The following is a 21091-nucleotide window of genomic DNA, read 5'->3' as shown; positions in this document are numbered from 1 at the left end:
CGAGAATCGGCGCACCTCCACTTTGCGATTGCGCCCGACATGACCGAACTCCTTGCTGTTGCCATCATCACGATCCTGGCTGTCATCAGCCCGGGCGCGGACTTTGCCATGGTCACGCGCAACAGCCTGCTGCATGGGCGGCGCGCCGGCGTGCTGTGCGCACTGGGCATTGCGCTTGGCGTGCAGGTGCACGTGTTCTACACGATGTTCGGCGTGGGCCTGCTGATCGCGCATGCGCCAACGCTTCTGCAAGGCATCAAGCTGGTGGGCGCGGCGTACCTGGTGTGGATTGGCTGGAAGACGCTGTCGGCCAAGCCGTTGCCCAGCGGCGAGACTGCCGGTAACAGCGTCGGCATCCCGACGCTATCGACGTCCGCAGCCCTGCGCATGGGCTTTCTCACCAATGCGCTCAATCCAAAAACAACGCTGTTCGTGGTCAGCACGTACACGCAGGTTGTCCAGCCAGACACGCCGCTGCTCGCGCAGTTCGGCTACGGCCTGTTCATGTCGGCTGCGCACGCGGTGTGGTTTGCGTTGGTGGCCGCAGTGTTTGCGTCAGGCGCGTTGCGACGTTCGCTGCTGGCGCGGCAACGCATCGTGGACGGCGTGATCGGCGCGATCCTGATCGGTTTGGGATTGGCGCTGGGGCTCGCGCGGCTTGCGTGATGCCACGCACGGCGGCCTTCCCATGCCTGCGCCCATGCCTTCCATCCCAGGTCTTCTGCTGCATTAACAGGCGCCAGCCCGTTTGAGACAGTGCCCTCGCGCCCTGCCCATCGCTACGTGGCGATGGAGACCACCGCGCAAACCCGCTGACTCGCAGCACAACCTCAAGCCTGGAGTGCAACCATGCAATGGAATCGCGCCTTCACCGACCTCATCCGCAACGGCCGCGCAGCTTACTGGGGCAACTGGACCCTTGCCCCCACCATCAAACCCGGCGCCGTCGGTTTTGTGTCGCCCGACACCGGCGACTTCACGCCCGTCAAGCCCGAAACACCGGGCGTGGCGATCAACACGCGCACCGTCCCGAACCAATGGAAGCTGTCGACCAACAACGTCCACCGCACCGAGACCAACGTCAAGCTCGATGGCTCGGCCACCGATCCTGAAAGCGGCACGAAGATCAACGCAGGGGTGGAAGTGAAATGGGAGTTCTCGGCGGTCGGGTCGATCGCCTCGGAATTCGGCATTGCTTCGGAGTCGTACATCAGCGACCTCACGCAGCTCACGCGGCCCGAGACGATCAAGTGGCTGGCCGAGCAGGCGCAGTCCGTCAGCATGGGTTCGGGCGGGAACATCGCGCAGGGCTTCGGCGTGGTGACCAGCGTGATCCTGGCCAACAGCGGGCTGAACGTGGGCTCGCAAGACAACAACTCGTCGTTCTCGATCACGGGCTCGGCGGGCGCCGTGCATGACATGCTCGGCAGCGCGACGGGCAAGGGATCGTTCGTGTCGGTCAACCAGACCAAGAGCGTCGACCAGCATCTGTGGCCATTCGAGCCCGGCAAGCAGGCGCCCGCGCCCATTCCGGTGGCCTACACCTTTGCGTCGTTCGACGGCAACCTGCTGATCCCGAACTGGATCACGCGCCTGGGCGGCTTCGAGATCTACTTCAACAACAAGCCGGGCTGCACCTACGTCACGCACATCAAGCTGCGTTTCAACACGCCGCAAGGCCCGCGCAGCGATGAGTTTTCGCTCAGCGGCGGCATCTCGAAAACGGTCGCGAACATCCCGCTCAACGCTACCGATATCCAGGTCGACGTGAAGTTCCAGGGCGTCGTGAACAGCGACAACTATTCGTTCCGCTGGCCCAGCCCGCTCGGCCAATGGCTGACCGGCCGGCGCGAAATCGAGATGACCGGCGTGTGGCCGGGCCCGACCCACGCCGTCGAGAAGTAACGCCCAACAGCAGAAAGCAAAGCGGCGGATCGTCCGGGAGGGGACGTCCGCCGCGCTGCATCCGTTTGCGACGTGTGTCGCGTTACGCCGCCTGTTGGCGCTTGCGTTCGATATCCGGCAGGAACACCGTCAGCAAACCGATGAGCGGCAGGAACGAGCACAGGTGATAGACGTTGTAGATGTCGGTTGCATCGGCCAGCTTGCCGAGCACCGCAGCGCCGATGCCGCCCAGCCCGAACGCAAACCCGAAGAACAGGCCCGACACCATCCCGACCTTGCCGGGAATCAGCTCCTGCGCATACACGAGGATGGCCGAGAACGCCGAGGCCAGCACCAGCCCGATGATCACCGTCAGCACAGCCGTCCAGAACAGGTTGGCGTACGGCAACAGCAACGTGAACGGCGCCACCCCGAGGATCGACACCCAGATCACGACCTTGCGGCCCACGCGATCCCCAATCGGACCACCCACGATCGTGCCCACTGCCACCGAGAACAGGAAGAGGAACAGGAACAGCTGCGACGTCTGCGCCGACAGGTGGAACTTGGTGATCAGGAAAAACGTGTAATAGCTGTTCAGGCTCGCCAGGTAGAAATACTTGGAGAACAGCAGCACGACCAGCAGCGTCATCGCAAACGCGACCTGCCCGCCCGACAGCTTGACCGCGGCATGTGCGCGGCCGCCCGCCTTGCGGCCATGGCCTGCAGCGCGTTCACGCTTGTACCAGCCACCCACCTGATACAGCACGAAGATGGCGATCAGCGCAGCGATGGAGAACCACGCAAGGCTGTGCTGCCCATACGGCATGATGATGATTGCCGCGAGCAGCGGACCCATCGCGCTGCCCACATTGCCGCCCACCTGGAACAGCGACTGCGCCAGCCCATGACGACCGCCCGACGCCATACGCGCCACGCGCGACGATTCCGGATGGAAGATCGACGAGCCGGTGCCGACCAGCGCCGCCGCCAGCAGCACCGTGCCAAAGTTGGGCGCCACCGACAGCAGCAACAGCCCCACCAGCGTAAAGCCCATGCCCACCGCCAGCGAATACGGCTTCGGGTGTTTGTCGGTATAGAGCCCGACCATCGGCTGCAGCAGCGACGCGGTGATCTGATACGTGAGCGTGATCAGCCCGATCTGCGAAAAATCGAGATGGAAATTGCCCTTGAGCAGCGGATAGATCGCCAGGATCAACGACTGCATCATGTCGTTGAGGAAGTGCGCGAAGCTGATGGCGCCGATCACGCCAAAGCCGGTCTTGTCGGCCTGCGCGGCGGGCGTCGCCGATGCAGCGGCCGTGCCGTTTGCGGTGGTTTGCATGATGTTTGAGGTCACGAGGTTGGGGCGAGGAAGCGCTCAATCTTGCGCCTAAACGGTGCAGGCGTGTTACCGCAAATTCGACAACGATTAGCGCAAACCGGACAATTTATTGTCGGGGCAGAAGCGTCACCCCACGCCGCGCCGGTTTCACCAAAACATGGGGCATCTTCCCGCAAACCCTTGCCCCGCTTGCCCTGGCAGGCAGCTAACGTGTTAGCCGTTTTCTCGCGCGGGGCTACTCCGTTCGGAGCATGGCCGCTCAGGAGACGCTTTCTATACTCGCCAGCATGGACTGCAGCACGACGCCGGAATACCAGCCAGCGCCAGTGCCGACGGCCTGACGGAGCCCGGTGCGCGGCAACTCACGCGCACGACGATCCGCAACCCGAACCGATGACCCGCATCGACGATGCCGCACATCGGCCAACATGGGAGGGGAAGCCATGATGATCCTGCTAACGGGAACGCTATGCCGCGCGATGGGAGACCTTTTCTATCAGGCCCTGCTCGACGACCGGGTCGTCTGCTGCTTCGTCACATCCGAAGCCGTGGATGTCACCGGCAACGCCACGCGCCCGCCGCCCGCTTCGTCCCCGTGTACCGACCCTCGGCTCGCTGACGTCTCTCGGTCAGCGAGTTATTGCGCGCCCCTCGTCCCGTAGGGCGCGCTCTTTTCTGCCGATGCCGTCAGCGCGGGGGCGCTGGCGGGTCACCCCGCGCATCAACGAGAAACGACTCAGCCGATCAGCCCGGCGTCCGTCAGTTCGCGTTTCATATAGGCGTACAGCACTGGCGCGGCAATCACGCCGCCCACGCCAAACAGCGCCTCCATCACGATCAGCGCGAGAATCAGTTCCCACGCGCGCGCATCGATGCGGCTGCCGATGATGCGCGCGTTCACGAAGTACTCCAGCTTGTGCACCACCACGAGGAAGATGAGCGATGCCACAGCCAGTTCCAATGAGGCGGTCACGCTCATCACCACGATCGCTGTATTGGAGATGAGGTTGCCCGCCACCGGAATCAGCCCCGCCACGAAGGTCAACAGGATCAGCGATTTGGAATACGGCACGTGCTGCCCGAACAGCGGCAGCGCGCCCAGCAGGTAGATGGCGGCAAGCGCCGTGTTGAGCGCCGAGATCTTCACCTGCGCAAACACCACGGCCTCGAACGCATCGGTCAGCCGGCTCAGCCGGTTCACCAGTGCGGCGGCCAGCGGCTTGTGGTGCTCGGCATCAGGCGTTTCCGACCAAGCCACCATTGCGCCCAGGATCAGCCCCACCAGCATCAATGCGCTGGCGCGCAGCCCGTCGATACCCATGGTCGACACCTGGTGGCCGTGCTCCTTGATCATCTGCACCAGCTGCACACGCAGCTCGGTCACCGACTGCGGCACATAGTTGACGACCGCCGCTGGCAGCGACTCGCGCAGGTTGTCGAGCACGTCGGCAATGCGCGTGAGCATGCCTTCCAGCCCATGCCCGTGCTCGACGAGGCGGCCGATCCCGATGCCCAGCGCCGCAAGAATGAGCGCGGCAATCACGAACACACAGATCACCGCAATCGCCCTGGCGCGCTTGGAAACCGTGTGCCGCGCGCGCAGGCGCGCCTCCAGCTTGCGCGCCAACGCATACACAAGAAAGCCGGCAATGGCGGCCGGCAGCAAATGCAGCCACAGCACGGCCCCAATCATGGCGGCCACCAGCACATAGCTGATGGCGTTGATCGGGCGTGTGTGTGGGTTGGGTGGAAGCTCGGAAGGCAGCATCGTCATGAAAACAGGCCGGCAGCAATGTTGATGGAGAGCGCGAGGATGCTCGTATTGAAGAAGAACGACAGCAGCGATTGCCCCAGCACCGCCCGCCGCATGGCGCCCGAACGGATGCTGACATCGGCCGTCTGGCTGGCGACCGCGATCGTAAAAGAGAAGTAGAGGAAATCCCAGTAATCAGGCTCGAGCTGATCATCGGGAAACCGCAGCGGCGGCTCGTGCGGCGCCCGGTAATACAAATGCGCGTAGTGCACCGTGAACATCATCGGCACCATGAGCCACGCTCCCAATACCGTGATGCCGGTAAACACATAGTGCGACGTCTGCGCATGCCCCGCCGACTTGGCTGTGGCCAGTTCAAACGCAATGGCCACCATGCTGGCCACCACGCCGAGGCAGACCACCGTCAGCACCGCAGAAGCGCGCTCGTCTTCACGGCGGGCAACGGCGCGGATGCGGTGCGGATCGGCGCGCAACATCATCACCGTGATCAGGATCAGGTACGCCCACACGGCGATGTCCCAGCCGAGCAGCAGGCGCGCGAGCCAACCATGCGCCGGTACGACGGCGACCGCGACGGCGCCCAGCGCGAACGCAGACAGCAAACGCGGTCGCGTCGCAGCGAAGCGGGAAAGCTGGGAAATCTCGGAAGACTTGTCTTGCGGGTTCACATGCGCCTCAAGTGCGTGCCTCGGGGGTGTTCACACAAGGCCGGCAACGCCAGCCGATGAGGCGACATGGTAGCCGCTTCAGCGCCGCATCAGGACGCCGAGAGCATGGAAGCGAACGAGCGCTTGCAGCGCTCCCGCAGACGCTCGTGCGTTGAGAGCTGCTCCGCGATAACGGTGGCATCCGGATACACGCGGCACATGCCGATCATGGCGGTCTCGAGCGACCCCTGCGAGCCGGCCTGGAACTGGAATTGCTCCAGCACGGTGTCATCGGCATCAAGCACGGTGATCTGGAATGGGCCCGGGGTGACGGTCGCGCAGCCGGCCAGCATGGCGGCCGCAGCCAGCGCCAGGCACAGGTGGGAGCGGTTTGGACGACGTAAACGAATCATCATGGCTTCCTGGTTGCGATGAGAGTGAGACGCAGCAAGGGCGACTCAGTTCGCAATCATTGCGCTTTCCGGTGACTCAAATAAAAACGCCCGCTGTGTGCGGGCGTTTTTGCGGGAGAGACCGGGCTCAGGCCACGGCGCCTTCGGTGTACGGATCGAACTTGCTACCGACCTTGGCACCCTCGGTGTAGGTGTCGAACTTGCCTGCGCGGGCCAGTGCACCTTCGGTGTATGGGTCGAACTTGCTGCCAGCCTTGGCGCCTTCGGTATAGGTATCGAACTTGCCGACGCGGGCCAGAGCGCCTTCGGTGTACGGGTCGAACTTGCTACCAGCCTTGGCACCTTGGGTGTACGGATCGAACTTGTCGCCGACCTTTGCGCCTTGCGTGTACGGGTCGAACTTGTCGCCAACCTTGGCGCCATCCGAATACACGTCGAAGCGTTGGCCGACTTGCGCGGCGCCTTGCGTGTACACGTCAAACTTGGCTGCTGCCAGGGCCGGCACACTTGCCAGGGCGATCAGGGCAGCGATCAGGGTGCGTTGGGCTTTCATGATGTCTTCTCCAGATGGGCGCAGCGCGTCGGGCAGGTGATCCGGGCGTTTCCTGGATCTTCTTTTTCGCTGCGGCGCCGCATTCGATGAAGCCATCGTAGGCGAGCCTGTTCAGACAATAAATGTCGCGACAGACAATTTATTGTTGCGATTTGTGAAATTGCGGGAAAACCCGCATCACCAATAGCTTTGCGGCCTGCAGCAACGGCTGGCGGTTCGATTTGCGCAAACCGAGGGTGTGACTTTTTCGCCTAAAGTCAGCGTTGTGCGTTCTTCGAACGTGTCGCATTGTTGCGTTCTGACGCATCGCATCATGGTTTTGAAACGCGCACAGATTGTCATTTCCCGATACAAACGCGCACAGGTTGGCGAAGGACTCTGTGTCACACTGCGCGGCATTCGCTTTCGAACTCGCCCACGATGAAACGCCTTCTGCTCGCTGTGTCCCTGCTTGGTGCTGCATGCATTTCCGGCTGCGGTGTGGTGGCCGCGCCGTGCCGCGTGGCATCGGCGGGCCTGAAGATGGTGCCGCTGGTCGGACATGTGGCGGCCGCACCCACCGACGCCTGCGCGGACATCATCGATTGATTGAGCCTGACCGGGCGCAGCAAGCTCGGTCGCTTCTCTATTCTCTATTGAGGCTTGGCGGCCTCCTGCTGCTGAGTCACCCAATCCTGCAAGTCTTTCAGTTGCCGAGCGTTGCTGTGGAAAGCTTCGGCCTCGCGCTCGTGCTGGGCTTCAACGTCAGAGAGGACAACGCCACTGGCGGCTTCATCAAGGAGGCCGGCGGCGGTGGGAAGCTCGGCGCGGTTGGCGGAGTTCCACATGCCGACAAAACGGCCAGGGATGCGGCAAGCAGCATCGTCGTGCACAACGAGTTCATGGGGCACCTCACGGTCTCGGTAAAGGATGCGGTCTCGGAAGACGGTCTGGATGCGCGTCTGCGCCTGCGCGGCTCGATCAACCACCTGGGCGCTGACGTCGGCTTGGCGGGTTTCGGTGTGCGCGGCGGCCACCTTGGCTTGCAACGCGCGTGATCGCTCGACCTGAAGTCGATGCAGATCGCCGGCTCCATAGCCGAGGCCGAATGCAAGCGCCAACGCCAGGATGACGCCGGCCCAGAAGCGCGGGTCGAGCAGGCTCATCAGGCAGTCCCTCCCCTCAGCACAGCGCGGGCGCGCAACCACAGCGCGCGCCGATCATCGAGGCCGTTGGTGCCGCCATTGACGCGGCGTGTCAGCTGCACAAATGCGGTGTCGGTCTCCTGATCGGCAAAGCGGTTGAGCCCGTTGGTCAGCCAGAACCACGCGGCCGATGCCGTGGCGTGCGCGGGCGTCTCGAGCAGCTCGGGCTGCGCTTCCAGATCGAGGCCCAGCGCGATGCCGCAAGCACGGTAATTGACGCGACCGGTGATCTGAATGAGGCCGCGCCCGAGATAGCGCTTGCCGTCGCCGGGTTGCGTGTTGCCGAGATCGGAGCGCCCTTCATAGCCGCGCTGCGCAGGTGTCGGGCCCCACAGTTCGCGCACGTAACGCAGTTGTCCCGATTCGTGCCCGACCTGGGCGAGGAACGCGGCGATGCGTGCGGGCGTGCTGATCTGCCGAAACAACAGCACCTCGGCCAGGATGGGGGCGAACACGTCGGCGCGCCCGCCGGCGTTGGGCATGACGGCGCGCAGTTGCGCCGCGGTCAGAAGCGGTTCAGCCATGGTTTGCCTTATGCAGGGATTCGCGCACGTCGTCGACGACCTCGGCGAGGTCGGCATCGCGCCGCTTGTTGATGAAATTGAAGACCCAGCGCACAAACGCCCAGCCGGGCAGGCCGCAGACAAAATAGATTCCGCCGAGGGCCATGGCGCCGTTGCTCGAGCCGATCCAATGCGCCACCCCGAAGTACTGGATGACGGTGGCGCCGCCGCCCAGGCTGGCGATGACGGTCGAGATCAGCGCAACGGCCCACTCGCCGCGCGCGCGCGGCAACGTCATCACCATGACGACGATGGTGGCGAGCACAGTCGCAGCGCCGGCCACGGCTGCGAACCCGCCAAGCGCCTTGAAGGCCGCCGCACCGGCAACCCCCGCTGCGGCGGTGCTGGTAATGGGTTCTGACATGGTGTCTCCCGGAAATGAAAAAGCCCGCGCAAAGGCGGGCTGTGTTGCTGAGAGGGGTGTGCTTACCAGTCGATGGCTTGCACCTCTGCAATGCTGGTTGCAGCGTTGACCCTGGCGATCAGGTCTGCGTACTTCTGCTGGGTAGCAATGCGATGGGCCAGCCAGTCCGCGTTGACCTGCTGGACTTGTGCGGCGGTGTGCGGAGTGAAGGACCAGGCATCGTTGCTGTTGGCACACCAGATGGGTGTCGTCCAGTTTGACGGTGCTGCAATCGCGGCGCTGACGGCGCTTTGGAGGTTGCGCTGGTCGTCGTCTTGGGATGGGTAGATGTGGGCTGTGCCGAGGGCGGATGAGGAGAAGCCGGTGGTGAGGGCGGCGGCGCAGGCGGTGCTGGCTTCGGTCGCCTGGGCCGCGCGCACTTCGCTCAGAGTCAAGAGCGAGACTGGATCAACGGCGAAGGGGTTGCCCTCGGCATCAGCGGTGATGGTCTTTCCAGATGCTTGCGCGTCCATCAATTGCGCATGGGTCATCGACCATTTGGATTCGTCGATAGCGTCGGCAGGGATGTCTGTGCCGTGGATAGCGGAGTCGTAGAAGCCGCCGGTGGATGTTGCGTAGTAAGTCGTCATGACAAGTCCCTCAATTACCGATTGCCAAATAAGAAAACGATGCGCTTCCCACAGTGGACATATTGCGCAAAGTAAACGAAGCCGCATTCAGCAATTGCCAACCTCCGCTAATGCTCACAGTGGTATCGGCAGAAGACTGCGCAATAGCTTGTACGTTGTAGACATTGTTGGGAAACGCGATAGGAAACGTAACAGTTGCATGGCCTCCCCCAGCGATCGCCCCTGTAGATCCCCACTGCAAAATCAAACCACTGGGTAGTTTTTGGTATCCCGCCCCATTAAGGGAAGCACCGAAATCACTACTGGAAGAAAGAACGGCCGTCCCGGTGATGAACCACACGCCCGATCCGACATAAGTGAACTCAGCACTTGTGCCAAAGGGAACATTGAATGTTGCCACTTGTGTCTGCGTAGCGGTCTGTAGCTTGTCACTGCCTTGCGGCACGACAAGTATGGGTTGCCAACCAAAATTCTCGACCGTGACGGTGGTGCCTAACGGAGTGGAATAGGTCATCGAGTTCGGAACGCTGTACGAGTTAACAGTCGAAGACCAGCCATACACCTTGCCGCCCAAGTGAGATGCAATGCCGGTCAGTGCCCCGGTAAATGCCGTCACACCGGAAAACTGCTTACCCGTACGCTGTACAAACGCCGTCGTAGCCAACTTCGTACTGCTATCAAACTGCGCAGGCGTCACCCCCGTCGTCAACGTCTGGCCGGCACTTACCCATCCATTCACACCGTTCGACACAAACTGCACCGCCTCGCCGGGATTGAGCGTGAGGCTGTTTGCGCTGCTGCCTTGGCCGAACGCCAGCGTATCGGTGCCATTGCGCGTGACGGTGGTCGATCCGCTTGCCTGCATGTAAGTCACGCAGATGCTCGTGCCATTCGGGCAGTTAGCTGCGGGGGGCAACGTGACGGTCTGGCCGGTGGCCGTGACGTTCACCAGTGCGCCGAGCGCCGCCGTGCTGAGCGTGCTTGAAATGGCGACGTTCTGAATGCTGGAATATCGCTCACCAATGGCTGCAAGGAAGCCGCCCGTCGGTGCCGTTGGCGCGTTCGGATACGGGACGATGCTGGCGTTGGTGATCGTGCTCTGGCCGTTGGCCACCGTGACGACCGCCAGACCAACATAGCCGGCCGTCACCGCAGGCGTCGTCTGCGTGCCGGTGGCTGCGGCGGTGCCGGCCACGAGCTGCAACGACACTTGCCCCGCCCGCGTGGTCGGCTGTGCATTGCCACTGCCGCCCGGCCCGTTGAACGCTTGCGACGGATTCGCGCTGTTGTAGTACGGCAGCACGACGTTGTTGACGTCGCTCTCAAGGTAGGCCGCCTGGATCAGGTAGTTCTGGCTATAACCCGACGTGGCCGGCGCCGCGAGGACGAAGGACTGCGCGTCCATCAGGATGCCCTGCTTCAGCAGGCTGTGCGCGGTATCTTGCGGCAGCGCGCTGTATGGCGTGCCGTCCACATTGGCAAGCTGATAGATTTGCCCGGGGTTGACGGTCACGCTCATCGATGCGGGCGTGGTGGGCACGCAGCCCAGGCCCGAGATGACGGTGGATGTGCCGAACAGATCAGCGCAGAGCTTTGCCAGCGCGATCATGGTCTGCCGGTTCGTGTTCAGCAGGTCCGTGGTTTGCGGCACCTGGCCGCTGTAGACGATCTGACGATCCAAGACTGTTCTCCAAAAGAAAAAACCCGGCGTAGTGCCGGGCTGTCGGTGGTTAGGATGGCGTGTGTGCGCACCTAGGAGCTGATGCGCGTCCAGATGATCGAGGCCGCTGGCCGTACCGATTCGATGGCGGCGTAGATGTCAGCGTCGGACACGGTGTTGCTGCTCATCGACGCGTCAACGTATTCGCCTTGCGAGGGCGCGCTGTAGCCGGTGGTGACGATGCTGTAGCCGGCCACGTTCGGGATGCCGCTGCCGAGCGGCCGATACGCCTGCACAAAGGCCTGATACGTGAGCGAAACCTGCCCGTACGCACCCGCCATGCCGTAGCCGCTGTTGGGCGCATCGTAGGCGCCGCAGTCTGCGGGTCGGCTCGGTTCGATGATGGTCGGCGCACGCCCCGTCAGGTCGGTCAGCACGCGAATGATCGCGTTGCGCGTACCGCGTTCACGAAACAGATTGGCGACGATGTTGGCGCGGAACGATGCGTCGGACTGGCCGGTCCTGCGCTTGATCGACAGGCCGAAGAAATCCGCCGCAATCATGTCGAGCCAGCCGTCGGAGGCGGTCAGGATGCGCGTCTGCTGCTTCGCATAGGCATACAGGCTGTAGACGTAGGCACCGCTATAAGCCAGGCCCTGCAGCAGCCCGTTGATGATCGGCGACTGCGCCGCATCGCCAAACCAACGCGGCAGATACCCGCGTATGCGCGCGAAGATGTCTTGTTGGTCACCGGTTGCCATTACGTCACCGTGATCGAATTGGCCGTGGTTTTGATGACCTGGAGGCTCGTGGCCGGCAGGTCTGCCGTGCTGCCGTTGAGCAGCGTATTCGTGACGTTGGTGACAGCTGGCGATGCGTCATACGCCACCTGCGCCAGCCGCGAATACGTCAACGCCGCACCCAACGGCAGGCTGTTGATGTAGGCCAGCAGAGCCGCCTGCACCTGTACAGCAATGGCCTGGTGCGTATAGCCGGCGGCCGTCGCGATACTCATCGACACAGTGGCGTTGACGACGACAGGTCCGTATACGTAGAACGTGCTCGTCACAGGGCGCACGGCATCCACAGCGTTGCTTACGCTGGCAAGCAGCGTTGACGTGGGCCCACCCGTGCCGTCGTCGACGATCACGATGAACGTGCCGTTCTGCGGCAGGCCGGCGTAGGTCTGGTTCTCCAGGATCACATACGTCAGCCCCTGCTTGACGCTGGCGATGGCGGAGCCGATGGCCGTCTTCGTCGCCTTCGACAGACTCGCAACATAGGCGATGAAGCGCGAACGGAACGCGGTATCGGGCTCCGCATCCGCGCCGTTGACGAAGGCCGCTGCATTGCTCACCGTATCCACACCGGAGATCGCACCTACGATGGTGGACACCGCGCCCGCTACCGCATTGCCCGCTGCGCCCGGCGTGACGGCCTGGACCGGCACGCTCACATTGGCCGTGCCGGCGGCAATCACATAGCCGCCGAGCGTGGCGCTATAGGCGGGGTTGGTCGTATCGATCACCACATTGAACTGCTGCGTGCCGTCGCCCGTCTGCACCACCGCCGTCAGCGGCACCAGCACCTGCTGCGTGACCGTGAAGCGCGAGAACGTGACGCTGCCCGTGGCCGGCACGGCGGCCAGGCGTGTCAAACCGAAATCGGCCATCCACGTATCGAGATCGGACCCACTTGAGGTGGACGCCCGCGTGATCGCCAGCACCTGCAGGATCAACCCTTGCAGCCAAACCGTGACCGCCGCATTGGCCTCAACGACGGCGCGCAGAACCGATCCGACGGTCAGGTCGACCAGCACCTTGGCGTAGCCCTGGATGGCCGCCACCTGGTTGCGCACGAGCGTCACCCAGTCTTGCGTCTGAATGGACATATCGATCATTTGCTCACATTGAATTGAAGGGACACCGGCTCGCGCGTAATCGCGCTGCTGTACAAGATGCGCACGCTCACGCCGCCGGTGATGGCAGCCACGTCCACCTGCGGCTCCGGGTCTTGCGCGACCCCGGCTTCCTGCAAGATCTGCGCGCGGATCAACCCTCGCAGCGCGGGCACGTCGAGCGTCTCGCCGATCTTCTGCGGCAGTCCCGCGCCGTAGTCGGTGTGGAAGATGTAGTCGCCCGGGTTGGTGACGAGGCGCCGCACGATGCGTTGCTGCGTCCGCAGGTCGGCACTGGCAAGGCCGAGATCGCCAGTGGGCGACACGGTCATGTCGCCCCCCACCCAGTGGTTGACGTCGTTCAGAAGTTGCTGCGTCATGCCACGCTCCCTGTATTGCCGGCCCCGGGCTGCACACCGGTATGGCGATGCGTATCGTCGATCCGGTGCCCATTTGCCGAGACCTGACCGCTGAACTGCGTATTGCCGCTGATGCTCATCGAGTTGCCGGTGCCGTTGTTGCCCGACACCGCCATGCCGGCTTGTCCGGTGATGGTTTGCGTGACCAGCAAGGCGCCGTCGATTTGCACAGGGCCCTTGTGATTCCACTGCGGCGCCTGGCTGCTGAGCGTGCCCGCGCTGATGAGCGTGACCGTGCCATCGTTGTGGAACTGCAGCCTTGAGCCCGACGCATGCGTCAGGAAGAACTCCCCCGACTGCGCACCTGTCGGCCGCGCATGGTCGCTGAACAGGCGCGCACAGATATAGCCGTTCTCGATGTCGCCGCCCAGGAACTGCACCTCCACCTGATCGCCCGGGCTGACCGGCGCATCGATGCCCCAGCCATTGCCGACCCAGGCAGAGGCAACGGGCATCCAGCCGGTCAGCGAGCGCGCTGGGTCGGCGGGGTCTTCAGGTTGGAGGCGTACCCGCGCAGAGGCCGTCCCGGGGTCGTAGCTGGTGACGATGCCCATGCGGTTCTCTGCGCGATTCGACTGCGCCATCATCGCGGCGAGCACCATCTGGTTGCGAAGCTGTTGGATCATGTGCTCGTTCCCTTGTTGATGTTCTTGGCCGATATGTCCATCACGTAGCCCTCGCTCAGGCTCATGCTGCGTGTGATGCTGTCGATGAGGTAGTCCTGATCGAAACCGGTGCCCGTACCTGTCAGCCGGAGCGTGTCGGTGGGCGTGAGGATTTGATCTGCAGGCAGGCGGGCGCGTAGCTTCATTTCGTGCTGTGCGACTTCGTCGTACTTCTGCTTGGCCAGGCGCTTGACTCCAGCCTGGTCGAGTCCATTGCGCTCCACGGTGTGCGTCGGCTTCTGGCCCTGATCGCCACCTGGCGCATTGGTGTAGCGGGCGGAGAATCGCTTGCCCTGCTTCGCATTCCACGAGCGCGCTTCGACCGTGACGCCTTTTGCAACCGTCAGATCGCGCGACAGTTGCAGGGTTGCCGTGTTGGCCTGCGCGTTGCCCTTCTCATCGCGCCCCCAGCGCAGCTCGTACGGTTCCGCAGCGGCCGGCGGACGCGGTTCGAAGTGCAGCGTCTTGCCGGCCACGTAACAGATAAACCCTTCGGCCCGCGCCAGCGCTGCCAGCAAATCCCATTCGGTTTGCTGATGCGTCAGGCTTACGTTGTCATGCGCATAGGCTTTGCCGATGCGCTGCTTGGTGGGCGGCCCCGCAACCTGCAAACCATGCGCGCTCGCCAGCCGCGCGGCCACCTCCGAGGCTGTCAGGTTCTGGAACTGCAACGTGACCTTCTCGTCGATAAATAGCGCGGTCAAATCGCGGCCGCTCAGCGTGAGCTGCGCGGAAACCGGATCCAGCTCGACGCCGTCGACACGGCCATAGATCAGGCTTTCAAGATTGGCCTCGTTGTACTGCATGGGGTTCGACGGAAAGCCGGCAAAGATCTCGACCAGCAATTCACGCTGACCGGAAAACCAGTTCGCATCGCGATCTGGCGGCAAGGCAGCTGTTGCCAACGTGATCTGGAACGTATCCGCCTGCTCGTACGAATTGCTCAGGACCGACCAGCTCACACACGCCGGAATGCGCTCGCCGCCGACCTTCACGATCGAGCGCGGTTGCCGCACACCGGCTATCACGGGTAGCTTGTTCAGGCTCATAAGAAAAAAGCCCCGCGTTGCGGGGCTGTCTGATTGATGAAAGCGGCTCGCTAGGGCTTTGGCAAGCCGCCGGCACGGTCCATGTTGGGTGGCACGATCAGGTTTTTCACCCCTTGCACAAGCGGGTCCCACAGGAGATCCGGGTTCGCCTTTGCCAGGCTCGTCCACGCCATCGCGTCGTTGTATTCCTTGGCCGCCATCTTCATGAGATCGCCACCCACCGTCACCATATGCTTGGCGCTCTTGTAGACGGACTCGATGTTCTTCTGCATGCGGCCGGCAACACGATCAAGCTGAACCAGCACCGGCAGGTTCAATGCCGACGTCATCTGGCCGGCCAGCTTTTCCACCTGCTGCGATACCGGGTTATTCGGCAGGATGCCGCCCAGCGTCGTCACCTTTGTCAGCGTGGTATTGGCCGATGCGATCAGCGCTTGAGCACGATCACGCACCGCTGTCACTTGCTGCAGGACGTTGCTGAGTGTGGACTGCGCTGCGTTGGCAAAACTCGCTACGGTATCGATCGCCGAGTTGGCCGAATCGATCAGGTCAGACAACGTGCCGTCGCCAATCGCGCTGCCCATGTCCGTCACGGCCGCGGCATCGCTCTTGATCTGGCCATCGATGCTCTGGTCTGCATCACTGCCTGCAAATTTCGACAGATCGCTCGCCACTTCGCAGGTGATCTTGTACGGGATCTTGTAGGCACGCTGAAAATCCGCACGAAAGTCGCGAATGACGACGGCGTAGTAGATTTCGGACCACTGCAGCAACAACGATGCGCCGCGTTCGCGCAGATCGTCCAACTGCCGCGCACGCGCCAACGCATCCTTGCCGAGCAGCCATCCGGACCATTCGACGGGGCCGCAGAACGCCCCCATCGAATCGATCACGCGCGTGCCGCCCACCAAGTCGTGCATGGCGAGTTTCTGCGTCCCACCAAACGGGATGCTTTCAGGGACTTCCAGATCCTTGAACTGGAAGTTTCCGAGTTTAAGAGCGAAATCGGGCATGGTCGATCAGAGTCCGGATGGCATGAGCTGCATGCCGGTATTGAAAGTGCTGGAGCCAGTCTGCGGGCGCGCCAGGTGCCCTTCGATCTGCTTCCAGACCACCTGGCCAACGGAGCGGCCGTCCATGGTCACGTCGCCTTTGAGGTAGACGAGCTTGGGCTCGGCGACCTTCACGGCGGTGCTGGACGCGCTTGCGCCATGGCTGGAGTCCGGCTTGGTGGCCGGCAATTTCTTGCCTGTGTCTCCGTGAAGTACGTCGTACAGGAACGTGCCCAGCGTCGCTCCCTTGACCCCGCTGACCCGCTCGATCAATGGGCTGATGACGTTGTCGTTGACGTAGCCACCGAGCTTGTAGCCGCCGTATGCCGCACTGATAAGGCCGCTACCCCGCCCCAGCACTCCCAGAGCCTTCGACGCAACCGGCGATTCCATCAGCGTCCCTGCTGCGCTCAGCAGGCCGCGGCCCAATCCACCACCCGCGCGAAGCATAGACAGGCTTGCCCGCCCCACACCGGCACCCAGGCGAAGCGCGCCAGTGGCTGCAGACCTCGCCATACGCGCTACGCCGCGTACGAAACCACCGCCACGCATCCCTCCGCCGCCGCCCGGCAAAGGCACCGATAGCGTGGAGCCGACCTTATGTAGGAAAGCGAGTCCCGTGGCGAACGCCATGATCGCCTTCGTTGTGCCCGGAAACTCCTGTGCAAGGTGCGTGATGCCCCCAATCAAGCCATTGAATTTCTCCAACCCGGCAATCGCCAACGGCAAAACATGTTCGCCAAGCGCGATATTGAGATTCGCCTTCTTGGCCTCGTAGTCCTTCAGCTTGCCTTCGAGCCCTTCGTTGTCCTTCTCGTAAAGCTTGACCGCGCCCGGTCCTTTTCCGGCATTGGCGAGGTACAGCCCAGCTCGCTCCTTGTCGTGCTGAAGCTGCTCCAGGATGGTCTTCTCGCCCTGTATGCCGAGCAGGTTGCCCAGCTTGGCGTTGAGACTGTCTCCGGCATATCCGCGCTTCTGCAGCGCCGGCACGATCTCGTCCAACAAATACTGGAGCGGATTCTTGGCGAAGCTCTCCGCGTCCTTGACGCCCGTCGCATCCACGCCGGTGATGTGCCCAGCCTTGTCGCGACGCACGGCCGTGGGGTCCAGCAGCTTGACGCGTTCAAGCTCATGCGCAACCGTGGCGGGCATATTCCCTGCCACCCAGCCTTGGAGCGCCGACATGGCCTCAACGCCGGCCTTCGAGCCGCCATTGGCTTGCATGAACTGCTTCAGCCCAAACAGGGCGGCCTCTGACGGCTTCAGTGCGCCGGAGAGCTTGCCGCCTTGCATGGCCTCCAGGTAGTCCTTGGGCAGCACGCCACCGCCGCTCGCCAGCGCCGTATTGACGAGCATGTTGAAGGTCTCTTCCACCTTCTTCGTATCGATCTTGCCGTCTTTGCCGATCACGCCGTCGCGCATCTGCGCGACCTTCAGCGCAGTCAACGCCATGCTGTCGAGTTGCGCGCCGTCCTTGACGCCGGTTGCCGAGCCAAAGGCTGTCCGCACCTGGGCCAGCAGTTTCGTCACATCCTGCGCCTGGGTCGAACTCTGCAGAATGGTCTGTGCTCCGCCAAACAGCTGTCCGACATCCGTGAGCGACATGCCCTTGATGTCGAGCCTTTTGAGGAACGTCTCGTTCGCCGCCGCAGCGCCAGCGTCAAAGCGACTGATCCGTTCAAGGACAGCGTGGTACTTCGAGGCGGCATCGACCTGCTTGTCCCACATGTGGGCGGCTTCGTTGCCGGCCTTGAACAGGCCGCTGCCGAACTCGGTGAGCTTCTTGACCCTCTCCAGCCGCGTCTCCAACTTCTCCGCACTCTTGTTGACGGATTCGAACTGCGCGGCGATCGCCAACAACCCGCGCGACACGTTATCGACCAACGCAATCTGTATTCCGATCTTGTAAGCATCGAGGCTCATGGGAATCCTTGTTCGTCTGTTGAGGCCACCGATCTCACGTGTGCGCGCTTGCGGTGGAAGCCAATGGGCGGCCCTCCAGCACCGCCGTCACCGCATCGCCCACACTCCTTTGCAACGCGTCGGCCTGCGCGTCTGCCACCGCACCGAGGAAAGGGTGCGGTGGCGTCTGCGCACTGCCTAGCTCCAGAACGACGGCCTGGTTGGCGTTGGAGCCGATGGCCGCCTCCAACCCCTTGACCTCTCGGCCGATGGAATCGCGCAGCGCATTCACCTGCGCCTCATCTGTGAGGCCGGCGGCCACCGCGCTTTCCACCGCCTTGGCGCTGGCTGCCAACTCCAGTGCCGCAGCGGCTGCGTCCAGCCCCTGCGACAACGCTTGCGGCACACGCGCCTCCAACTCGGTCAGGCGACGCGCCATCTCTGCTAACGAAAGGTTCATTCGCGCTCCTTGAAAGACATCGTCTTCAGGTCGAACTGCGCGCCATGGAATTCGCTGCATTTGATCGCCATCGCCTGCCGCATGGTGTCGTCCAGCGAAAACGCCACGTCGAACGGAACACCGTTATGCACGAGCCACATCGCCTCGTGAAACGGGCCGTTCGTCAGGAGTTTTTTAGCTCGGACTCCGACGTGGCAACGTTGATGAAGCTGGCCGCCACACCGCGCTGCGCGGCTTCGTTGCCCTCTTCGCCCAGGCGCTGATACAGCGCACGCAACTGGGCTTCCGAGGCTGGCGTCGGCACCGGTTCACCATCGATGGCGCAGACAAACTTCAGATGCGCGACCTCCGCCAGGTACAGCATGTTCAGCTCGCTGCCACCCGCGGCCTTGGCAAAGTCGAGGTTCGCCAGCGGGCTCGGTTTGCGCAGCGTGATCTTGCGGCCCAGTGCATCGTCAACCACCAGCTCTTTCGCGGCGGCCTTGATGATCTGTTCGGAGGGAGTGATGGTCACGTTGGTCATCAGGACACCTTGATGCGGCGCGAAGCCACGAAGTTGACGGACTGCTTGATGGTGGCGTCACCGGCGCGGTTGCCTGCGTCCGCCAGCGTCATCAGCACACCGTCATAGCGGAACTGCGAGACCGAGCCGTTGGCCTCCTGGATCGTTTCGTAGATCTGCGCGGGGGCTTCGTTCAGGCCCGCGTAGTAGCCCGCTTCGAGCTGCGCAAAGTAGTTGTCGAGCGTCGCGTCCTGGCGCTCCACGTCGAACGAACCCGACCAGCCGTCGAAGAAGCGCACATGGTCGGTGATGCCGTCCAGGCGTTTGACGCGCACGTCGGTTACGTCCTGCTTGCTCTTGAATGCGGTGATCTTGTTCGGTTGCAGCGTGCCGCTTGCAGTCTGGATGACCAGCGTGTAGTCGCGACCGACGGAGTAGCCTTGAATCGGCATAACGTTCTCCAAAAGAAACGCCCCACGTCGTGCGGGGCGAGAAGGTTGATGGGTATGCGAGGGGTAACGCGCTTGATGCGTGTGTTACTGATTTGCCGTCGACGTGCGGATCACCGTGGCCTGCGAGCCTTCCACGTTCACCAGGAACTTCTCGATGACGGACAGGTAGACCACTTTCACGTCGGCCTGCATGTAGCCCAGCGCAACGCGGTTCATCGGGTTGTTGTTCGCATCGATCTGCACCGAGAACGCCGGGCCGCCATTGACCGCACCGATCATCCCTTGCTGCTCCATCGAGCTGAGGAAGTTCGACAGCGTGGCCGCCGCCTGCGCGCGCACCGTGGCCGACTGCAGCTGGCCGACGTACTTGCCCATGCCCGCGTTGATCGTGCTGGCGATGTAGTTGGTCATGCGCGTGTAGTTGTCGCCCTGCGTGAGCGCGTTCGAGCTGGTGTTGTGCCCCGCACGGCAACCGAAGTACGCACCGCCCGGCACCGGATTCGTCACGACATCGATGCCGGCCTGGATCAGCGCCTGCAATTCGGCCGAGCTGTAGCTCTGGTTGGCGAACGTCTTCTGGGTGCCGACCACGCCATAGATCTGCTTGTTCAGGCTGCTGTTCTGCGGTGACAGGTTGGCCAGCAAACCGGCAACAAAGCCTTGCGGCGACACCAGGCGCGTCACACCGTTGACGGTATCGAGCCAATACACCCAATCGCCAAACAACAGCTTGAAGGCGTACGAATCGATGCCAGCGGTGCTCTTGGCCGTGACGGCGTTGGCAATGGTGTCGCCGCTCGGGCCCGTGCCGATCATGTAGATGCCTTCGGACAGGCCGAATGCCACCTGGGTCGGCCACGTCGCTGCGTCGGTGCAGTCGGCGAGCATGGCAATCGACACGCCCTGGTTGCGCAGCGCGTACATGCCCTTGCGCGGCACGGTGTCCTGACCGAGCAGCACGGCGCCGGTGATGGTGGCCGCGCCATCCGTACCGCCCGCCAGTTGCAGCGTGGCGGCCGTCGGTGCGGTGGTGCTCGCGCCTGCGGTGGCAGTGATGATTTGCGACGCGCCGCGCATCACGCTCACGCCGTTGTTGATGGCGTTGGCAATTGCGATCCACAACGCATTGCCGGTCTGACCGGCACCGATGTTGTCGAACACTTCGGGCGCCAGCGTCGGAGCGGCCACGGTCACCTTCCACGTGTTGGCAGCCGAACCTGCCGCCAGCGCCACCGTGACGGTGTTGCCGAGCGAACCCGTGTACTTGGCCGTGAACGTCACGCCGTTCGTCTGCGCGACCACCGTGGCAGCGGTGTCGGTGCCATCGGTCACGCGCACGCAGCGGAAGTTGTTGGCACCCTGCTGAACCGCCACGGCCACGGCCGTGCCCATATCGTAGGAGCGGTTCTGGATGGCGCCGAACGTCTGCGCGTACATGGCCATGTTGCCGATCAGCGTCGGCGAGTTGACGGGCCCCCAGGCCGCGGTACCGACCACGCCGAGCACGTTGGTGGGAACGCCGTTGAGCAGGGTGACCTGCGGCGGAACAATCTGGACGTACAGGTCCGGAACGATGAGTGCAGTGGTATTGATGCTGCCCTGCTGGACGATCGGCATGCGTGCCTCCAAGTGAGAAAACAAAATGGCCGCACGAAGGCGGCCGGCAATAAAAAACCG

The 21091-nt window shown here is 63.0% G+C and carries 25 protein-coding genes; 3 read left to right on the top strand and 22 right to left on the bottom strand.

Features of this window, described 5'->3' with window-relative positions; all coding sequences use genetic code 11:
• The first annotated feature begins 39 nt into the window (after positions 1-39).
• Together ABIC76_RS06675 and ABIC76_RS06670 are read left to right on the top strand one after the other, a co-directional pair.
• Positions 40-666, top strand: a complete 627-nt coding sequence (locus ABIC76_RS06675) for a LysE family translocator (RefSeq protein ID WP_354533388.1) — start codon at positions 40-42, stop codon at positions 664-666.
• A 183-nt stretch (positions 667-849) separates the two neighbouring features.
• The gene (locus ABIC76_RS06670) at positions 850-1905 is read left to right on the top strand and encodes a hypothetical protein (protein ID WP_343548618.1); all 1056 of its coding nucleotides are present in this window, start codon (positions 850-852) and stop codon (positions 1903-1905) included.
• 82 nt (positions 1906-1987) lie between these two features.
• Here ABIC76_RS06670 and ABIC76_RS06665 read toward each other — a convergent pair whose 3' ends face one another.
• From ABIC76_RS06665 to ABIC76_RS06645, 5 genes are all read right to left on the bottom strand, one after another.
• Entirely contained in the window at positions 1988-3229 is a 1242-nt protein-coding gene (locus ABIC76_RS06665; RefSeq protein WP_354533387.1) for an MFS transporter, read from the bottom strand.
• 736 nt (positions 3230-3965) lie between these two features.
• Entirely contained in the window at positions 3966-5003 is a 1038-nt protein-coding gene (locus ABIC76_RS06660; RefSeq protein ID WP_316890718.1) for an AI-2E family transporter, read from the bottom strand.
• A complete protein-coding gene (locus ABIC76_RS06655) occupies positions 5000-5671 on the bottom strand; it encodes a DUF1345 domain-containing protein (protein WP_316890717.1) in 672 nt (223 codons plus the stop codon). Before ABIC76_RS06655 ends, ABIC76_RS06660 begins: the two co-directional genes overlap by 4 nt.
• A gap of 89 nt (positions 5672-5760) precedes the next feature.
• A complete protein-coding gene (locus ABIC76_RS06650) occupies positions 5761-6063 on the bottom strand; it encodes a hypothetical protein (RefSeq protein ID WP_354533559.1) in 303 nt (100 codons plus the stop codon).
• A gap of 127 nt (positions 6064-6190) precedes the next feature.
• Positions 6191-6616, bottom strand: a complete 426-nt coding sequence (locus ABIC76_RS06645; protein WP_354533386.1) for a hypothetical protein — start codon at positions 6614-6616, stop codon at positions 6191-6193.
• Between the two features lie 420 nt (positions 6617-7036).
• Here ABIC76_RS06645 and ABIC76_RS06640 point away from each other — a divergent pair, with 420 nt between their 5' ends.
• Positions 7037-7204: a DUF6726 family protein gene (locus ABIC76_RS06640; protein WP_175402352.1), complete on the top strand. Its 168-nt coding sequence runs from the start codon at positions 7037-7039 to the stop codon at positions 7202-7204.
• Between the two features lie 44 nt (positions 7205-7248).
• Here the strand turns inward: ABIC76_RS06640 and ABIC76_RS06635 are convergent, their stop codons facing one another.
• The 17 genes from ABIC76_RS06635 to ABIC76_RS06555 all read right to left on the bottom strand — a co-directional run bounded on the left by ABIC76_RS06635 (position 7249) and on the right by ABIC76_RS06555 (position 21031).
• Positions 7249-7761, bottom strand: coding sequence for a hypothetical protein (locus ABIC76_RS06635; protein ID WP_354533385.1), 513 nt, complete (start codon positions 7759-7761; stop codon positions 7249-7251).
• Positions 7761-8324 (bottom strand): glycoside hydrolase family 19 protein, encoded by a 564-nt coding sequence (locus ABIC76_RS06630; RefSeq protein WP_354533384.1) that lies wholly within the window; start codon positions 8322-8324, stop codon positions 7761-7763. The genes ABIC76_RS06635 and ABIC76_RS06630 overlap by 1 nt, the downstream gene beginning before the upstream one ends.
• Positions 8317-8727 carry a hypothetical protein gene (locus tag ABIC76_RS06625; protein ID WP_260803273.1) on the bottom strand — a complete coding sequence of 137 codons (411 nt, stop codon included), beginning with the start codon at positions 8725-8727 and terminating at the stop codon, positions 8317-8319. Before ABIC76_RS06625 ends, ABIC76_RS06630 begins: the two co-directional genes overlap by 8 nt.
• Positions 8728-8789: 62 nt before the next feature.
• A complete protein-coding gene (locus tag ABIC76_RS06620) occupies positions 8790-9356 on the bottom strand; it encodes a DUF4376 domain-containing protein (RefSeq protein ID WP_354533383.1) in 567 nt (188 codons plus the stop codon).
• 10 nt (positions 9357-9366) lie between these two features.
• Positions 9367-11037 carry a gp53-like domain-containing protein gene (locus ABIC76_RS06615; protein ID WP_354533382.1) on the bottom strand — a complete coding sequence of 557 codons (1671 nt, stop codon included), beginning with the start codon at positions 11035-11037 and terminating at the stop codon, positions 9367-9369.
• 71 nt (positions 11038-11108) lie between these two features.
• Positions 11109-11777 carry a UCP028438 family phage-derived protein gene (locus tag ABIC76_RS06610; protein ID WP_316890710.1) on the bottom strand — a complete coding sequence of 223 codons (669 nt, stop codon included), beginning with the start codon at positions 11775-11777 and terminating at the stop codon, positions 11109-11111.
• Positions 11777-12916 carry a baseplate J/gp47 family protein gene (locus tag ABIC76_RS06605; RefSeq protein ID WP_354533381.1) on the bottom strand — a complete coding sequence of 380 codons (1140 nt, stop codon included), beginning with the start codon at positions 12914-12916 and terminating at the stop codon, positions 11777-11779. The genes ABIC76_RS06610 and ABIC76_RS06605 overlap by 1 nt, the downstream gene beginning before the upstream one ends.
• A complete protein-coding gene (locus ABIC76_RS06600) occupies positions 12913-13293 on the bottom strand; it encodes a phage tail protein (protein WP_102065379.1) in 381 nt (126 codons plus the stop codon). The genes ABIC76_RS06605 and ABIC76_RS06600 overlap by 4 nt, the downstream gene beginning before the upstream one ends.
• On the bottom strand, positions 13290-13958 hold the full coding sequence (locus ABIC76_RS06595; protein WP_316890707.1) for a phage baseplate assembly protein V: 669 nt from the start codon (positions 13956-13958) through the stop codon (positions 13290-13292). Before ABIC76_RS06595 ends, ABIC76_RS06600 begins: the two co-directional genes overlap by 4 nt.
• The gene (locus tag ABIC76_RS06590; protein WP_354533380.1) at positions 13955-15046 is read right to left on the bottom strand and encodes a phage late control D family protein; all 1092 of its coding nucleotides are present in this window, start codon (positions 15044-15046) and stop codon (positions 13955-13957) included. Before ABIC76_RS06590 ends, ABIC76_RS06595 begins: the two co-directional genes overlap by 4 nt.
• A gap of 50 nt (positions 15047-15096) precedes the next feature.
• The gene (locus ABIC76_RS06585; RefSeq protein WP_316890705.1) at positions 15097-16059 is read right to left on the bottom strand and encodes a hypothetical protein; all 963 of its coding nucleotides are present in this window, start codon (positions 16057-16059) and stop codon (positions 15097-15099) included.
• A gap of 6 nt (positions 16060-16065) precedes the next feature.
• The gene (locus ABIC76_RS06580; protein WP_354533379.1) at positions 16066-18021 is read right to left on the bottom strand and encodes a phage tail tape measure protein; all 1956 of its coding nucleotides are present in this window, start codon (positions 18019-18021) and stop codon (positions 16066-16068) included.
• A gap of 34 nt (positions 18022-18055) precedes the next feature.
• The gene (locus tag ABIC76_RS06575; protein ID WP_316890701.1) at positions 18056-18460 is read right to left on the bottom strand and encodes a hypothetical protein; all 405 of its coding nucleotides are present in this window, start codon (positions 18458-18460) and stop codon (positions 18056-18058) included.
• Positions 18457-18591 carry a hypothetical protein gene (locus ABIC76_RS06570; protein ID WP_257878166.1) on the bottom strand — a complete coding sequence of 45 codons (135 nt, stop codon included), beginning with the start codon at positions 18589-18591 and terminating at the stop codon, positions 18457-18459. The genes ABIC76_RS06575 and ABIC76_RS06570 overlap by 4 nt, the downstream gene beginning before the upstream one ends.
• A gap of 32 nt (positions 18592-18623) precedes the next feature.
• The gene (locus ABIC76_RS06565; protein ID WP_147215490.1) at positions 18624-18983 is read right to left on the bottom strand and encodes a hypothetical protein; all 360 of its coding nucleotides are present in this window, start codon (positions 18981-18983) and stop codon (positions 18624-18626) included.
• Positions 18983-19414, bottom strand: coding sequence for a hypothetical protein (locus ABIC76_RS06560; RefSeq protein WP_027679910.1), 432 nt, complete (start codon positions 19412-19414; stop codon positions 18983-18985). The genes ABIC76_RS06565 and ABIC76_RS06560 overlap by 1 nt, the downstream gene beginning before the upstream one ends.
• Positions 19415-19498: 84 nt before the next feature.
• Complete coding sequence (locus ABIC76_RS06555; protein ID WP_102065386.1) at positions 19499-21031, bottom strand: phage tail protein; 1533 nt, start codon at positions 21029-21031, stop codon at positions 19499-19501.
• Positions 21032-21091: the final 60 nt, after the last annotated feature.

Origin of the sequence: Ralstonia sp. 1138, assembly GCF_040544795.1 — a bacterium.
Classification (GTDB): domain Bacteria; phylum Pseudomonadota; class Gammaproteobacteria; order Burkholderiales; family Burkholderiaceae; genus Ralstonia; species Ralstonia flatus.
The sequence above is the reverse complement of the archived record's forward strand: the minus strand, read 5'-3'. Positions and strand labels throughout refer to the sequence as shown.

Bases quoted from the DNA above. Each gene is read 5' to 3' on its own strand.
- ABIC76_RS06665 (WP_354533387.1), bottom strand. From the start codon at position 3,229: ATGCAAACCACCGCAAACGGCACGGCCGCTGCATCGGCGACGCCCGCC.
- ABIC76_RS06625 (WP_260803273.1), bottom strand. From the start codon at position 8,727: ATGTCAGAACCCATTACCAGCACCGCCGCAGCGGGGGTTGCCGGTGCG.
- ABIC76_RS06580 (WP_354533379.1), bottom strand. From the start codon at position 18,021: ATGAGCCTCGATGCTTACAAGATCGGAATACAGATTGCGTTGGTCGAT.
- ABIC76_RS06635 (WP_354533385.1), bottom strand. From the start codon at position 7,761: ATGAGCCTGCTCGACCCGCGCTTCTGGGCCGGCGTCATCCTGGCGTTG.
- ABIC76_RS06595 (WP_316890707.1), bottom strand. From the start codon at position 13,958: ATGATCCAACAGCTTCGCAACCAGATGGTGCTCGCCGCGATGATGGCG.
- ABIC76_RS06670 (WP_343548618.1), top strand. From the start codon at position 850: ATGCAATGGAATCGCGCCTTCACCGACCTCATCCGCAACGGCCGCGCA.
- ABIC76_RS06600 (WP_102065379.1), bottom strand. From the start codon at position 13,293: ATGACGCAGCAACTTCTGAACGACGTCAACCACTGGGTGGGGGGCGAC.
- ABIC76_RS06605 (WP_354533381.1), bottom strand. From the start codon at position 12,916: ATGATCGATATGTCCATTCAGACGCAAGACTGGGTGACGCTCGTGCGC.
- ABIC76_RS06630 (WP_354533384.1), bottom strand. From the start codon at position 8,324: ATGGCTGAACCGCTTCTGACCGCGGCGCAACTGCGCGCCGTCATGCCC.
- ABIC76_RS06565 (WP_147215490.1), bottom strand. From the start codon at position 18,983: ATGACCAACGTGACCATCACTCCCTCCGAACAGATCATCAAGGCCGCC.
- ABIC76_RS06645 (WP_354533386.1), bottom strand. From the start codon at position 6,616: ATGAAAGCCCAACGCACCCTGATCGCTGCCCTGATCGCCCTGGCAAGT.
- ABIC76_RS06660 (WP_316890718.1), bottom strand. From the start codon at position 5,003: ATGACGATGCTGCCTTCCGAGCTTCCACCCAACCCACACACACGCCCG.
- ABIC76_RS06575 (WP_316890701.1), bottom strand. From the start codon at position 18,460: ATGAACCTTTCGTTAGCAGAGATGGCGCGTCGCCTGACCGAGTTGGAG.
- ABIC76_RS06560 (WP_027679910.1), bottom strand. From the start codon at position 19,414: ATGCCGATTCAAGGCTACTCCGTCGGTCGCGACTACACGCTGGTCATC.
- ABIC76_RS06675 (WP_354533388.1), top strand. From the start codon at position 40: ATGACCGAACTCCTTGCTGTTGCCATCATCACGATCCTGGCTGTCATC.
- ABIC76_RS06620 (WP_354533383.1), bottom strand. From the start codon at position 9,356: ATGACGACTTACTACGCAACATCCACCGGCGGCTTCTACGACTCCGCT.
- ABIC76_RS06610 (WP_316890710.1), bottom strand. From the start codon at position 11,777: ATGGCAACCGGTGACCAACAAGACATCTTCGCGCGCATACGCGGGTAT.
- ABIC76_RS06555 (WP_102065386.1), bottom strand. From the start codon at position 21,031: ATGCCGATCGTCCAGCAGGGCAGCATCAATACCACTGCACTCATCGTT.
- ABIC76_RS06650 (WP_354533559.1), bottom strand. From the start codon at position 6,063: ATGATTCGTTTACGTCGTCCAAACCGCTCCCACCTGTGCCTGGCGCTG.
- ABIC76_RS06590 (WP_354533380.1), bottom strand. From the start codon at position 15,046: ATGAGCCTGAACAAGCTACCCGTGATAGCCGGTGTGCGGCAACCGCGC.
- ABIC76_RS06640 (WP_175402352.1), top strand. From the start codon at position 7,037: ATGAAACGCCTTCTGCTCGCTGTGTCCCTGCTTGGTGCTGCATGCATT.
- ABIC76_RS06585 (WP_316890705.1), bottom strand. From the start codon at position 16,059: ATGCCCGATTTCGCTCTTAAACTCGGAAACTTCCAGTTCAAGGATCTG.